A 12,365-nucleotide genomic window follows, 5' to 3' on the forward strand; every position below is an offset into this window, starting at 1 on the left:
GTAGGCAGTTGACCAGCAACTTCGCCGACCTGGTCGCGAGGCTGATCCCCGCCTGGCATCTGGCATCTGAGCTCACACGCTTTGCACCAGCCACTTTAAGACGGTGGTGTTGCGTGTCTGCGTGTAGTCGGGAACCTGGTGCGATCGCACATGCCGCGACGCTTCTGGTAGGTGCCGTATGCGGCAACGCCGAATGCCGACAGAAACGGGGTCTGCCAATTTGTGACGATTCGGTCAGATGGCCAAGCCTGCCCCCCCGGACACGACGATCTCTTGCCCGGTGACGTACGCAGCGTCGTCCGAAGCCAGAAAAGCGACCGTCCCGGCGACGTCTTCTGGCGTCCCGAGGCGGCCGAACGGGTTGTGCTCGGCCATCGCCGTCATCGTCCCTGCGACGTCTTCGGTTGCCGTCCGGATCGAGGCCCGCGTCATCGGGGTGTCGGTCATTCCCGGGCTGACCGCGTTGATGCGGATGCGGCGCGGCGCGAGCTCGAGGGCCAGAGTCGGGATCATGGCCAGCATCGCGCCGTGGGACCCGGCAGCGACGCTGCTACCGGTCAGGCTGCGTGTTGCTCCGATCCCCACGGTGACAATGACCGAAGCACCGTCGGACAGCAGCGGCAACGCCTTGACCAGGGTGAAGAACACCCCCTTGGTGTTGACGGCGAACACTTCGTCGTACCCGGCTTCGTCCCAAGCCTCCAGCGTCATCGGATGGTTCACGCCGGCGTTCAGGAACAGCGTGGTCAGATTGCCGAATTGCGCTCCGACTTCGGACACGACCCGGTCAGTGTCCGAGAGCGACCGTACGTCAGCTTGCAAGACCAGGACATCGTCGGGCAACTCCTCCCGCGCCCGAGCGACGCTCTCCTGACGCTGTCCGGTGACAGCGACGCGGTAACCGCGCTCGTGCAGAGTCCGCGCGGTCGCCTTCCCGATTCCGCTGGTGCCGCCCGTGATCAGGGCTGTACGTGCCGACATGACAATCACTCCATCTTCGTTGTTGGCTCGACTGGACAGCCCAATGGCATCGCGTCGGTGCCAGGCGTCAAGGAGAGCTTGCCGGCAGTCACTGAGCTCGCAGGCTGGCGAGATAGTTTCCTGCCCTCATCATGTACCAAGATGTCTGGCTGGTCCGTCCAGAATATAGACCCCTACTGGACTATAGCGTCCAAGTTTGCGAGGCTGGTACCGTGACCATGACTCGCACGGGGAAGCGTGCGACCAAGGAGCAGCATGCAGCTGCTGAGTACTTGGGCTCGCTCGACGACTCACTCGCCCGGTGGGTGCAGTCGACTGGACCGATCGATGCCTACGACGCGCATCTGCCCGTTGCGGTGGGCAGTCCGCTCGAATGGTTCTCCTTCGCCGTCACCTCGCGGCAGCTCAGCAGAGCATCCAGCTTGGCGATCTACCATCGACTGGTCGCGCAATTCGGTGGCGCCATCACTGCAGAGCGTGTCGTCTCGACCGACGAGCAGACCCTGCGCGACGTCGGGTTGTCTCACCAGAAAGCCAGGACGATCCGTGCACTTGCCGAACGCGTGGATGACGGTCTGCTGGAGATGGACAAACTCGTGACCATGACGGATGCCGAAATCCACGCCAACCTCGTGGCTGTACCCGGTATCGGTCCGTCGTCCGCGCAACGGTTCATGCTGCATTACCTGCGCAGACCGGACATCTTCCCGGCCGGCGACCTTACTGTGCGCGGAGCGATCACCGCACTCGATCAACTGGACAGCGTGATCACGCCGAAGGCCGCGGAGCAGCGGGGTGAACCGTGGCAACCGTATCGATCGTATGCCGCGTCGTACCTGTGGGGCTACGTGTGGGAGCTGCACCCTGTCGTTCCTGGTGGTACGTCGTAGTGCTGCGTCATTTCACCGGCGCTGATGACGACGAGGAAATTCCTGTGCCTCGCTGTACGCGTGACCGAGTCGATCTGACGCAGGACGCCCCTAATGGACTTTATAGTCCAAATCTAGAGTCCGGCCAATCATCGGGGGTTCCCGTGTGTGTCGCGTAGGTTGACACCAGCGCCAAGAAGGTGAGTGCGTACGGTGCCTGCTGAGAACCCCAGCCGCGACCCAACAATCTCCGGTGAGTCACCGGTGGCATACCTACGCTTCATCTCCGCTACCTCGTTAGACGTTGGCGTCGTGTGACGAGACGGACTCCGCGGTTGCGAAGCAGGGACGCCAGCCTTTGACGACTGATGCCGATGTCGGCTGCAATCGCTCTCAGAGCCTGCTGATGAAGGCTTAAGTGCTCGTGGACATGGGGCCGTAGAGGGCTGGTCCGATCTTGTTGATGTAGCCCTGGTGGGACCATTGGGACAGCTGGACGCGGAAACTGTTGACGTTCTCGATTCCCAGGATGGCGGCCAACTCGGCCCCTTTCCAGGGCATGGAACCGGCGTTCGGGTTCTTGCTTGGCACAGCGGTAGAGCGCCCACTGCAAGGCTCGGACCTTGTCCAGAGGACGTCCCACGGGACCCGTGTCCTCCTGGCGGATGGATCTAGCCGATACGGCACTCATCCGGGCACCTCCTTGTTCGTGTCACGCATCGATGAAGCAGGGGCCCTTCGCTCCTGACGGGTTGTGTTGTCCCGTCGATCAGCACTACTACGACCCCCTCCGACTGCCTCTCGACAGCCCGCCACTTCCCGGTTCCACCGGTTATAGGCGAACCACACTCCCGGGCCGCATGCCCGGGGCCGAGGAGGCCCTCTCCAGTTCCCAGGACAACCTTCCGACCGTTCCACGCCCCTTACACCGGGAGATTCCTCGGCGCCCGCTCCAGGATCTCGGACGCCTTCCATGGCCTTCGCCCAACAGAGACGGGCTCGGCTCCTCCTTGGCCGCCCCTCAAGGCGGGATTAACTGACGACGCTGCAGGCTTCGCTTAATGCTGCGGACCGGGCGGTCGCACGCCCCCGAAGGGCGCTTGTCACTCCACTTCGACGCCGACCTCTCAATCAACGCCGGGAGTCAGCTACCGGGGACCCTGGCGTCTCCCCAGACCGGACTTACACCGGCTGGCTGCCCTGAACTTGACGCTCGGTTACATCCCTTCACCTCCATCTCTATGGACGCCCGAGCTGCTGGACGTACCTCTGCTGGTTAACTCGCACGGTGTCGGCTGGTTCGTGATCTGAAGGCTTCTGTCCTTGATCACGTGGGAGCAGCCAGCGCCGTCGCCCGGGCTGCGGGATGGATAGAGGTAGCCGTGTCGATGCGACCCAGGCCGTGGCCGGAGCCGGCGTCGGAGGTACCGGCGGCGATCCGGGCGATCTATCGAGGCAAGCGGCAGGTTCCGTTTCCGGTCCGGGTGCGTGATGAGTTAGGCGAGGTGTTCGCCGATGAGGCGTTCGCGGGCGCCTTCGGCAAGGAGGGCAGACCGGGCTGGTCGCCGGGACGGGTGGCGTTGATCACGGTGTTGCAGCGAGTGGACAACCTCACCGACCGGCAGGCCGCCGAGGCCGCGCCACGCCGAGCGCAGCGTTCTAGACGCGGTGGAGTACGTGATGGCCCAGCGCGGCGCCCGTTCCGCGTTCGTCCCCGAACGCCTCACCGTGGAGCGGCAAAGCCCCGATGGCACCCCGGTGACCGTGACGCTGTCGATGGCCGTCGACGCGTTCGCTTCAGGCATGTGGCGCAAGATCCTCAAGGATCCGGCCCGGCCGGGCATGCTGGTACGCCGGCATCTGGAGGTGTGCGTGTTCTCCTACCTCGCCGCCGAGCTGCGATCAGGCGATATCGCGGTGGCCGGGTCGGACTCCTACGCCAACCTGCACGACGACCAGCTCATGTCCTGGGAGGAGTGCACGCCACTGATCGAGAAGTTCTGTACCGAGGCTGGGCTGCGACCGAGGCCCGCGAGCTGACCGCTCACTACAAGAGGCGCTTGGCCGACACCGCGTTGAGTGTGGACGCCAGGCTACCCCGGGCAGCTCCAGTGCCGTGTCGCGCACTCTGTCCTGGAGCTTCTCGCCGCTGATGGGCATGGCGAAGGTCAGGCGCGGCGGCCGTAGGTGCGCGGATTCACGGGCTGCTCGGACTGGGGCAGCCCGGCGACCACGAGACGGTAGGAGTCGATCAAGAGCTCCTTCACTAGCTTCTCGTCGATGGTGCCCCCGCCTTCCACCGTGATCCAGTGCCTCTTGTTCATGTGATAGCCGGGGGTGATGTCTGCGTACTGCTTACGCAGGGCTGCGGCGTCGTCCGGATCAGCTTTCAGGATCACGACGGGGTGCCCTGGCATGTCGGTCATGAGCATGAAGACCTTGCCGCGCACCTTGTAGAGGTGCCAGTCGGGGCCGGAACGATGCTCCAGGTCGGCTCCGGGCAGTCCCACACCGCAGTCGCCCGCGATCTTCTGCAGCTCCTGTCCGTCCAAGGTGATCAACTCCTCTGTCGATCTGAGTGCCCTGACCGCCCGGCCAGGGAGCATGGTGGTGACTTCCGCATGGTCGCCACGAACGGCGGCGCATGACCCGCCAGTCGGACTGCGGTCATCCGCTCCCTACGGGCGTACGCGGATGACTGTCTTTCCGCTGCGTCGCGTGGTCGGGTTAAGGGCACCAATGGCATCATCGAAGTTCGCGACGTCCCCGATGTTTGTCCGCAGCCGTCCGTCCCGCACTCGCTGCACGATCTCACCCAGTTCGGCACGATCGGCCTCGACAACGAAGTCCACCGCCAGGCCGTCAGTGGGCCGCGCCTCGACCGGGCCGACGATGGACACCAGCGTTCCTCCGGCCTTGATCAGGGCAGCGGACCGCTTCTGAACGTCGCCGCCGATGACATCGAAGACCAAATCGACGCCCCCGACGTCTTTTAGGGCGTCGTTGTCGAGGTCGACGAACTCATGCGCGCCGAAGTCGAGTGCCTTCTCACGGTCGGCGGCGCGTCCGGTGCCGATGACGTAAGCGCCGGCCTCACGTGCGAGCTGGGTCACCATCGTCCCGACTGCCCCGGCTGCGCCATGGGCGAGGACGGTCTGGCCTGCCTGAAGACGGCCGTGCTGGAACAGCCCCTGCCACGCGGTCAGACCTGAGATTGGCAGGGACGCGCCTACTGTGAAGTCGACGTCGCCAGGAAGCGGTGCGAGGTTGCGTGCTTCGATCGCCACGTACTCCGCAAGGGTGCCGTCGCGGTGCCAGTCGGCGAGGCCGAACACCCGCTGCCCGACCGACAGCCCCGTCGTGCCGTAGCCGAGGGCGGTGACCACTCCGGCCAGCTCGTGGCCGGGGATCGACGGTGTCTTGTCACGGCCGGCACGATCGATCCAGGTCGATGGCCACTCCATCTCAGTCGGGACGAAGCCCGATGCATGAATCTGAACGATGACGTCGTTGATCGCTGCGGGCGGCTCAGGCCGCTCCGTCAGCGTCATCCCGGCCGTTCCCGCGGCCTGGTCGGTTACCACAATGGCTTTCATTGAGATTGTCCCCTTCCTCATATGTGTTGTGGGTTTTGGTTTCCGGGTGGGTGTTTAGATGAAGGTGAATAGCTGGTCGGTGTCGAATCGCGAGATCGGGCTGGTGTACACCCTCTCCGGGTCGGGGTAGCCGAGGGCCAGCAGCACCGTCGTGCTGTGTCCGGTCTCGCGGATCTTGAACGCCTTGTCGACACTGGTCGGGTCGAACCCTTCCAGCGGCGTGGCCTCGAGGCCGAGCTCAGCGGCCGCCATCATGGTCAGGCCCACCGCCATGTAGGTCTGCTTCTCCATCCAGTGGTTCACGTCCTTGTAGCTGTAGTTGCGCAGGTTGAGGAAGTCTCGGGTCATTGATTCCCACAGCTCCTGCTTTGACGGGTCAGGGAACCGGCCGTCGGCCCTCTCCTTCGTGAACACCGCCTCGATGTGGCTGTCGGGTACATCTGCCCGGGTGGTGAGGATGATGGTGTGCGACGCGTTCAGGATCTTCTCGGCGTTGTCCTGGAATCGTTCGCCCAGGTTGTTGGCGAGCCGCTCTTTGCCTTCGGGGGTGGCGAGGACGTAGAAGTGGTTGGGCTGTACGTTCACCGATGACGGCGTGGAGCGCAGGAACCTCAGCAGCTGCTGAAGGGTTTCCTCCGGAATGGTCTTGCTGGGGTCGAAATACCTGGTGAGGTGCTTGTTCATGAGCTTGTCAAGATTCATGTCCATCTGCCTTCTTCTTGCGATAAGTGGGTGAGGAGCGGTGGTTCGCGTGGTTTGGGCTAGTTCGTGCCGCGGGCAAGTAGGTCGCTGATGCGCTCGAAGCTGATTCCTGTCGTCGCGGCGGTGAGGTCACCCGCTATCAGAGCTTTAGTGGCATGTTCGAGTGCCTCCATTACGTGGGCGTAGAGCGCTGGACCCACGCTGATGCGCTTGACCCCGGCCTTCTGTAGTTCTGCGACGGTCAGTACCTTGTCCGCCGGCGAGATGAGGACGTTGACCGGTGTCGGCGCGACGGCGGTGACGATCGCGACGAGTGCGTCGAGGTCGGGTGGGTAAGGGGCGTAGAGCACATCCGCGCCCACCTCGGCGAAGGCCGTCAGACGCCGGATGGTGTCGTCGAGATCGGGCCGCCCTTGGATGAAGTTGTCGGTGCGGCCGGTGACGACGATGCGTCCCTTGGCCGCGTTGACGGCACTACGCATGCGGTTGACAGCATCGTCGAAGTCGCGGATCGGTTGATCGGGATTGCCCGAGGTGTCTTCGATCCCGATACCGGCCAGGCCAGAGGCCACGGCGGCTTCCACGGTCGCAGCGACGTCTTCAAGAGTGTCGCCGTAGCCGTCCTCGAAGTCTCCGTTGACGGGCAGCCCGGTGAGCTGAACGAGCAGCCGCGCATGCTCGAGGTGCTCGCCACGGGTGACTTCGTGACGCCCGTCAGACCGGCCGAGCGTGGCAGCGAGAGCCGCTGACGATGTCGCGATCGCCTCGAAGCCGGCATCGGCCAGCATCAGCGCCGAGAGGCCGTCCCATGCGTTCGGCATCACGAGGCCGCCGTCGCGGGTGTGCAGCGCCATGAATCTCTCATAGAGTTCGGAGCCCGGCATATCGATCCTTTCCCGAATGATCGTTGGAGACAGTGACGGTTCGAGCGGCTAGGTACGCCGCCTCGACGAGGACGCCGACGCTCATCCCGGCGTACCGACCGAGCTGACGGCGGGGATGTCGATGTCGGTCTGGTTGACGTTGTTGATGAAGTTGGTCAGCAGGACCTGCACCGCCACCGTGACGATCGCCAGGATCTGCGGGTCGGTGTACCCAGCACCTCGCACAGCCGCCAGGTCGGCGTTGCTCACCTGACCGCGGCTCTCCACCACCTGCTGAGCGAAACGAGCGACCGCGGCGCGCTTGGGATCGATCGAGCTCCCGGCCCGGGCCAAGTCGATGTCATCGCTCGACATGCCACCGAGTTCGGACGATACGTACGTGTGCATCGCCAGGCAGTAATCGCAACCGTTTGCTTGCGACACGGCGAGCGCGATGGTGTGCCGCGTCTTCGCGTCCAGAACCCGGCTCAAGGTGCCCTGCAGTGCCATGACAACGTCGAGGACGGTCGGGTTCGACGCGAGAGTCGCGAACATGTTCGGGACGAAGCCGAACTGCGCGCCGACGTTGTCGAGGATGCCCTGCGCGCCGGTGGGGACATCATCGAGAGGGGGAACGTTCAGTCGTGACATGGCGAATCAACCTCCGGTGAGTGTGCGAGTGGTCATCGTCAGGCCCAGGTCGGGCTCGTAGCGCTTCAGAGGTCCAGTCCCCGTTGTGGCTGCGAACTCCGCCGAGCAGTTTTTTGGGCTGTCCGGCCCACTTCGCAGAAGTCAACACCACTCAGCTCTGGGCTGTCAAGCCCAATCTGAGGTACCGTGAACCATGACCACCACCGCTACTGCAGCTCCGCCGCCTCACAAGCTCACATCCAAGGGGCAGGCAACGCGGGCCCGCATCCTGGAGCAGGCCGCGGAGCTCATCTACACCAAGGGCGTCCACGCGACGAACAACGAACAGCTCCGCCGCGCCGCCGGCGTCAGCGGATCGCAGCTCAACCACTACTTCCCGACCAAGGAGAGTCTCGTCCTGGCCGTGATCGCCTGGCAGGCCGAGCGCGTTCTCACGTTTCACCGCGGCGAGCGATTCGCCTGCTTCGACAACCTCGACGCGTTGCGGGCGTGGGCGGATTTCTACGTCGGCTACGAGCGCGCTTACCAGGAAGGCTGCAGCCTCGGCTCCCTGGCGAGCGAGATCGTCAAGACGGACCTTGACGTTCACGACGAGCTCGCGAGTGCGTTCGACCAGTGGAGGGACATCTTCCGCGATGGAATCGAGCGCATGCAGCAACTCGGCCGCATCAGCGCTGAGGCAGATCCCGCGCAGCTGGCCAATCTGCTTCTTGCTGCCTTCCAGGGCGGCATGCTCCTCGCCCAGGTCGCGCGGGACATCGCTCCACTGAAAGATGCGTTGCAGACAGCCATCGACTACGTGCAGACCTTCGCGACGTCTGTCGACGCCGGCGTACTCTAAGCTCGGTAGCCGCTTCCACGTGTATGGGTCAGCGGAGCTTGGCATTATGCGACGCTGCGGAGCACTCTGCCGGCAAACGATCGCGCCCCAACCCGAGTGCCAGACGCCTCTTGGTGGTGTCCGGGTCGCCGATGGCGCCGGGTGCGAGGTCTCGGGCGAGCCTGCGCGACATCGCCGCCCGGCTCCTGCTCCGGCCGGGTGGTGAAGATTGTGAACCGACGGGCACGGCCGATGAACGTGGATGTCCCGTTGTCAGCGGTCGTGCCGGACGTATTCGAACAGGCGGAGGCGTCGCTCAACGCCGAACTGCGCGCTCAGCTCGACGCCGAATACGCGGCGCACCGGCGCATCCCTCCTTGGCAACGTCTCAACCTCCTGGTTGACGCCGCCAGCCGCCCCGCCACCGGAGCCGTGCTCCAGTCGCTCGGCGGGAACGCCGGGGCGGTGCTCGGCGGCACCGCCGTCGAGCTGCTGCTCAGCCGGCACGAGGATCCGGCCCAGGATTGGCAGGCGGAGATGCGCCGGGAGCTGAGCGACGCGGAGCGACGCGAGGCGGATTTTGTTGAGGCACGCGCGAGAGTGATTCGGGACATGCAGCACAGGGTGACCGAGATCGAGATCCATTTGCCGGCCAGCCGACTGGCCCAGGCAGACTGATGGCGGGTGGAAACGTGCGGCTGGCCTGGCCGTTCCTGATAGCACGTGGACGGCACTCGGGTTACCGGACGCTGGTCAGCCCGGAACCGCTGGCCGGCGATGGCGCGTACGGGATCCTGGAGCGGGAGATCGAGCCCAACCCCGACCGTGACACGCCCTCCACCCTGGAACTCCGCACGCCGGACGGCCGCACTTTCACGGCGGTGCACCTCAGCCACGTCGTCTCCGCCAAGGAACTCGACGTCGCCGATGCCCGAGATGTCCACGGAAGACCGCTGCTCCTCATCTTCGGTCTCCTCTGGGATGAGGCACTCCTCCTCAAGGTCAGCACCGCCGACGTCGACGTCGCCTTCCGGATCGCGCTCACCGCCTACCGCCGGTTCCTTGCCAGGGTGACCGGTCACAGGAGCGGACGGGGGTGCGAGCTGGAACGCCCTCTCAGAGCTTGCACCGGGCCCCTCGGGCCGGTGACTTGAGGTCGATGAGGTAGGCGGCCACGGCCTCGTTGATGCAGGCGTTGCCGGCCTGGAGGGTGCCGTGCTGCTCGCCCTCGACGGTGAGCAGGCTGCCGCCCAGCGCGTTGGCCAGGTTGATGCCGCCCTCGTGCGGCGTCATGGCGTCGCCCGTGACGGAGACCGTCAGCGTGTCGGGCAGGCCCTCGATGTCCGTGGCATATGGGTAGCCGAGCGTCGGCTTGACGGGCCAGTGCTCGCAGCCGTCGCGCGCCTGCTTGATCGGACGGCCGGGGTCGGAGAACGGCGCCACGTCGAATATCGCCCGGTTCATCGCGGTCTCCTGCTTTGGCGTGTGGCGATCCTCGTCCAGGCAGTTGATCGTCATCGTGGCCTCGAGCGAGTTGGGGTAGACGCCGTCGGCGGTCCGCTCGTGGTAGATGTCGCGCAGCTTCCGCAGGGTGTCGCCCTTGCCGGCCTTCAGCTCGGCGATGCCCGCGATCGCGGCGGGCCAGATCACCTCGCCGTACATCGCGGCCGTCACCCCCTCGATCGCCTGCACGAACGTCAGCCGGAGCCCGTCGGACGTCGGTACCGGCTTGTCGATCAGCGGCCGGACAAGTTTCTGGAAGACCTTGGTTGCGCGGTCGGGGTCGGTGCCGAGCGGGCAGTCCGGCTTGGTGGCGCACGACGCGGCCATGCGCTCGAACGAGCGCTGCATCCCGGTGTACTGCTGGACACGTCGCTCGTGGCTGCCCTTCAGCGGGTCCATCGCCCCGTCGAGCACCAGCGCGCGGACCTTCTCCGGGAACATCTCCGCGTACACGGCGCCCAGCCGGGTGCCGTAGCTGGCGCCCGCGAAGGAGAGCTTCTCATCGCCCAGGACCTGGCGCAGCACGTCCATGTCCCGCGCGACGTCGCGGGTGCCGACGTGCGCGAGCACCTGCCTGCCGCCGGAGCGCTCGGCGCACTGCTCGACGAGCCGGCGGGTCTCCTGCTCGGTCCAGTCGTCCACGCCGGCGGGGAACGAGGCGAACTTCGCGTCGCGCTCGCGCTCGGCGTCGGTGTAGCAGTCGAGCGCCGGCTTGGAGGCGCCGACGCCGCGCGGGTCGAACCCGACCATGTGAAAGCGCTCGGTGATCGGCGATTGCGCCCACACGGCGGCGGTAATGGCCGCGTGCTGCGTGCCGGGGAAGCCAGGACCGCCGGGGTTCAGCAGGAGTGACCCGATCGGATCCTTGCCGCGCGCGGCCACGCGCAGGACCGCGATCTCCGCCTGCCTATCTTCCGGGTTCTGGTAGTCGAGCGGTACCTTGAGCCGCGCACACTCGGCTTTGACGGCCGGCGCGCCCGGCGGCATTTGCGGATCGCAGGGCGTGAACGCCGGCTTCTGCTCATAGAAGCGGTCCAGGCCGGTGCCGGGGGAGGCTGGCTGCTGACCGGCCTGGAGAGTGCCGGCCTGCCCGCCTGCGCAGGCGCTGAGCAGCAGCATCAGCGCCGCGGCGCCCATGACGGAGGCCGGTTTCTTGCGATACGGCATGTGCTGTCTCCCATTGTCGGAGTGATGGTCAACTGGGGATGAGGGTCGAAGGGCCGGGCGGGCCTACGTCCGGTGCGCGGCACTGCCAAGGGCCTGGACGTGCATGCGTTGGAGCACGTCGAGCTGCCGCGTGCTGCCCCAATGCCGACGAGCATGGTGCCGTCGGGAGCCGAACTGGCGGCGGGGACCCTCGCGTTCGACTTCCCGAGCCTTCGTCGCTGGCCCGGGAAGTCGAACGCGATCAGGACCCTGGCCTGAGCCGCGGCCATGATCGCGTGCCATTGCGTCTTTGGGCCGTGGCTGGCGTCACCCCTCGGTAACCCGCGGGCCCGCCCGACTGTGCGCGGCGCGCGAACCGTTTTCGGAGGGTGCTGACGAGGGCCGGCCCTGGACGTCAGGAGCCCAGCTGACGCTGCACTGCCTGGGCGTCGATCAGATAGTTCATCTCATAGAAGCGCCCATCGCGGACCTTATGGAAGGCGTACTCGGCATACTCGACCGTGGCCCCGGTGGGGGCCACGCCGAACCACTCCTTCGCGGGGGTGCCCTTGTTGAACAGACGGGCCGCCACACGATCACCGTCGATGGCGACGTCCTTGACCCGCCAAGTGAAGTCCGGCACGGCATCGCCGTGCCCCTCCAACTCCGCGATCACGTCGTCCCGCGTGACCGGCTGGCCGTTCTCGATGACCTCGTCGTGAATGAACTCGGTCATGCGGTGAAACTCATGAGCGTTGAGCGCATCGATGTAGCGCTGGAAAAGTTCGCGCAATTCAGTGTCGGACATGATTGCCTCTCTGTCGCCCCGGATCGGGGTTGTGTACGCGGATGGGGATGACGTGCGACGCTCTTCGCGATCTCGCCGTGGCGGCCGTCGCCGAAGGTAAGAACTCGACTGCAGGTACTTCTATTCTAATCGGTATAGAACTCGGACAGGGCACGATGATGTCCCGCCATGAACACAGGGGTCTGAAGCAGCGCACCTACACCTCTAGGTCGCGCCAGTCAGCTCTCGTCACGCCCCCGCGCGTGTGATGAGGAGCGGGACGAGCAACGCCGGTGCGTTGGTGGCACCGGCGGGGACGCCTCCTACAGGCGGTAGCCGCCGGTGGCGTCGATGACCTGTCCCGTGATCCACCGGGCGTCATGGGAGACAAGGAGGGCCACGACGTCGGCGACGTCGTCGGGTTCGCCGATGCGGCCGAGGGCGTTC

General features: G+C 65.6%; 16 protein-coding genes. 6 read left to right on the forward strand and 10 right to left on the reverse strand.

The window, feature by feature from the left end; translation table 11 throughout:
• Positions 1–234 precede the first annotated feature (234 nt).
• Positions 235–981, reverse strand: a complete 747-nt coding sequence (locus tag ITP53_RS24755; RefSeq protein ID WP_195897832.1) for an SDR family oxidoreductase — start codon at positions 979–981, stop codon at positions 235–237.
• 218 nt (positions 982–1,199) lie between these two features.
• Here ITP53_RS24755 and ITP53_RS24760 point away from each other — a divergent pair, with 218 nt between their 5' ends.
• Positions 1,200–1,871: a DNA-3-methyladenine glycosylase family protein gene (locus ITP53_RS24760; protein ID WP_236051151.1), complete on the forward strand. Its 672-nt coding sequence runs from the start codon at positions 1,200–1,202 to the stop codon at positions 1,869–1,871.
• 393 nt (positions 1,872–2,264) lie between these two features.
• On the opposite strand, the gene ITP53_RS24765 is transcribed toward ITP53_RS24760, so the two are convergent.
• A complete protein-coding gene (locus tag ITP53_RS24765; RefSeq protein WP_195897834.1) occupies positions 2,265–2,411 on the reverse strand; it encodes a hypothetical protein in 147 nt (48 codons plus the stop codon).
• A gap of 1,107 nt (positions 2,412–3,518) precedes the next feature.
• On the opposite strand from ITP53_RS24765, the gene ITP53_RS24770 reads away from it, so the two are divergent.
• Positions 3,519–3,890: a hypothetical protein gene (locus ITP53_RS24770; RefSeq protein ID WP_207756387.1), complete on the forward strand. Its 372-nt coding sequence runs from the start codon at positions 3,519–3,521 to the stop codon at positions 3,888–3,890.
• 128 nt (positions 3,891–4,018) lie between these two features.
• On the opposite strand, the gene ITP53_RS24775 is transcribed toward ITP53_RS24770, so the two are convergent.
• From ITP53_RS24775 to ITP53_RS24795, 5 genes are all read right to left on the reverse strand, one after another.
• Positions 4,019–4,402 carry an MmcQ/YjbR family DNA-binding protein gene (locus ITP53_RS24775; RefSeq protein ID WP_195897836.1) on the reverse strand — a complete coding sequence of 128 codons (384 nt, stop codon included), beginning with the start codon at positions 4,400–4,402 and terminating at the stop codon, positions 4,019–4,021.
• 126 nt (positions 4,403–4,528) lie between these two features.
• Positions 4,529–5,446, reverse strand: a complete 918-nt coding sequence (locus ITP53_RS24780; RefSeq protein WP_195897837.1) for an NADP-dependent oxidoreductase — start codon at positions 5,444–5,446, stop codon at positions 4,529–4,531.
• A 54-nt stretch (positions 5,447–5,500) separates the two neighbouring features.
• Positions 5,501–6,154 (reverse strand): nitroreductase family protein, encoded by a 654-nt coding sequence (locus ITP53_RS24785; protein ID WP_207756388.1) that lies wholly within the window; start codon positions 6,152–6,154, stop codon positions 5,501–5,503.
• 53 nt (positions 6,155–6,207) lie between these two features.
• Complete coding sequence (locus ITP53_RS24790; RefSeq protein WP_207756389.1) at positions 6,208–7,002, reverse strand: isocitrate lyase/PEP mutase family protein; 795 nt, start codon at positions 7,000–7,002, stop codon at positions 6,208–6,210.
• A 111-nt stretch (positions 7,003–7,113) separates the two neighbouring features.
• A complete protein-coding gene (locus ITP53_RS24795; protein ID WP_195897839.1) occupies positions 7,114–7,662 on the reverse strand; it encodes a carboxymuconolactone decarboxylase family protein in 549 nt (182 codons plus the stop codon).
• A gap of 193 nt (positions 7,663–7,855) precedes the next feature.
• Between ITP53_RS24795 and ITP53_RS24800 the strand changes: the two genes are divergently transcribed.
• The 3 genes from ITP53_RS24800 to ITP53_RS24810 all read left to right on the forward strand — a co-directional run bounded on the left by ITP53_RS24800 (position 7,856) and on the right by ITP53_RS24810 (position 9,636).
• Entirely contained in the window at positions 7,856–8,503 is a 648-nt protein-coding gene (locus ITP53_RS24800) for a TetR/AcrR family transcriptional regulator (RefSeq protein ID WP_195897840.1), read from the forward strand.
• A gap of 198 nt (positions 8,504–8,701) precedes the next feature.
• Positions 8,702–9,160 carry a hypothetical protein gene (locus tag ITP53_RS24805; RefSeq protein WP_195897841.1) on the forward strand — a complete coding sequence of 153 codons (459 nt, stop codon included), beginning with the start codon at positions 8,702–8,704 and terminating at the stop codon, positions 9,158–9,160.
• On the forward strand, positions 9,160–9,636 hold the full coding sequence (locus ITP53_RS24810; protein ID WP_195897842.1) for a hypothetical protein: 477 nt from the start codon (positions 9,160–9,162) through the stop codon (positions 9,634–9,636). The genes ITP53_RS24805 and ITP53_RS24810 overlap by 1 nt, the downstream gene beginning before the upstream one ends.
• Here ITP53_RS24810 and ITP53_RS24815 read toward each other — a convergent pair.
• Complete coding sequence (locus tag ITP53_RS24815; protein WP_195897843.1) at positions 9,599–11,152, reverse strand: alpha/beta hydrolase; 1,554 nt, start codon at positions 11,150–11,152, stop codon at positions 9,599–9,601. The genes ITP53_RS24810 and ITP53_RS24815 overlap by 38 nt on opposite strands.
• 72 nt (positions 11,153–11,224) lie before the next feature.
• Here ITP53_RS24815 and ITP53_RS24820 point away from each other — a divergent pair, with 72 nt between their 5' ends.
• A complete protein-coding gene (locus tag ITP53_RS24820) occupies positions 11,225–11,410 on the forward strand; it encodes a hypothetical protein (protein WP_195897844.1) in 186 nt (61 codons plus the stop codon).
• 136 nt (positions 11,411–11,546) lie between these two features.
• Here ITP53_RS24820 and ITP53_RS24825 read toward each other — a convergent pair whose 3' ends face one another.
• Both ITP53_RS24825 and ITP53_RS24830 read right to left on the reverse strand, forming a co-directional pair.
• Positions 11,547–11,939 (reverse strand): ester cyclase, encoded by a 393-nt coding sequence (locus ITP53_RS24825; RefSeq protein WP_195897845.1) that lies wholly within the window; start codon positions 11,937–11,939, stop codon positions 11,547–11,549.
• A 302-nt stretch (positions 11,940–12,241) separates the two neighbouring features.
• Positions 12,242–12,349 (reverse strand): SDR family oxidoreductase, encoded by a 108-nt coding sequence (locus ITP53_RS24830; RefSeq protein ID WP_328815637.1) that lies wholly within the window; start codon positions 12,347–12,349, stop codon positions 12,242–12,244.
• Positions 12,350–12,365: the final 16 nt, after the last annotated feature.

The sequence above is a fragment of the Nonomuraea cypriaca genome, assembly GCF_015645445.1.
In the GTDB taxonomy this organism is placed as follows: Bacteria; Actinomycetota; Actinomycetes; order Streptosporangiales; family Streptosporangiaceae; genus Nonomuraea; species Nonomuraea cypriaca.

Bases quoted from the DNA above. Each gene is read 5' to 3' on its own strand.
- ITP53_RS24755 (WP_195897832.1), bottom strand. From the start codon at position 981: ATGTCGGCACGTACAGCCCTGATCACGGGCGGCACCAGCGGAATCGGG.
- ITP53_RS24810 (WP_195897842.1), top strand. From the start codon at position 9,160: ATGGCGGGTGGAAACGTGCGGCTGGCCTGGCCGTTCCTGATAGCACGT.
- ITP53_RS24825 (WP_195897845.1), bottom strand. From the start codon at position 11,939: ATGTCCGACACTGAATTGCGCGAACTTTTCCAGCGCTACATCGATGCG.
- ITP53_RS24815 (WP_195897843.1), bottom strand. From the start codon at position 11,152: ATGCCGTATCGCAAGAAACCGGCCTCCGTCATGGGCGCCGCGGCGCTG.
- ITP53_RS24765 (WP_195897834.1), bottom strand. From the start codon at position 2,411: ATGCCCTGGAAAGGGGCCGAGTTGGCCGCCATCCTGGGAATCGAGAAC.
- ITP53_RS24760 (WP_236051151.1), top strand. From the start codon at position 1,200: ATGACTCGCACGGGGAAGCGTGCGACCAAGGAGCAGCATGCAGCTGCT.
- ITP53_RS24800 (WP_195897840.1), top strand. From the start codon at position 7,856: ATGACCACCACCGCTACTGCAGCTCCGCCGCCTCACAAGCTCACATCC.
- ITP53_RS24795 (WP_195897839.1), bottom strand. From the start codon at position 7,662: ATGTCACGACTGAACGTTCCCCCTCTCGATGATGTCCCCACCGGCGCG.
- ITP53_RS24790 (WP_207756389.1), bottom strand. From the start codon at position 7,002: ATGGCGCTGCACACCCGCGACGGCGGCCTCGTGATGCCGAACGCATGG.
- ITP53_RS24785 (WP_207756388.1), bottom strand. From the start codon at position 6,154: ATGGACATGAATCTTGACAAGCTCATGAACAAGCACCTCACCAGGTAT.
- ITP53_RS24780 (WP_195897837.1), bottom strand. From the start codon at position 5,446: ATGAAAGCCATTGTGGTAACCGACCAGGCCGCGGGAACGGCCGGGATG.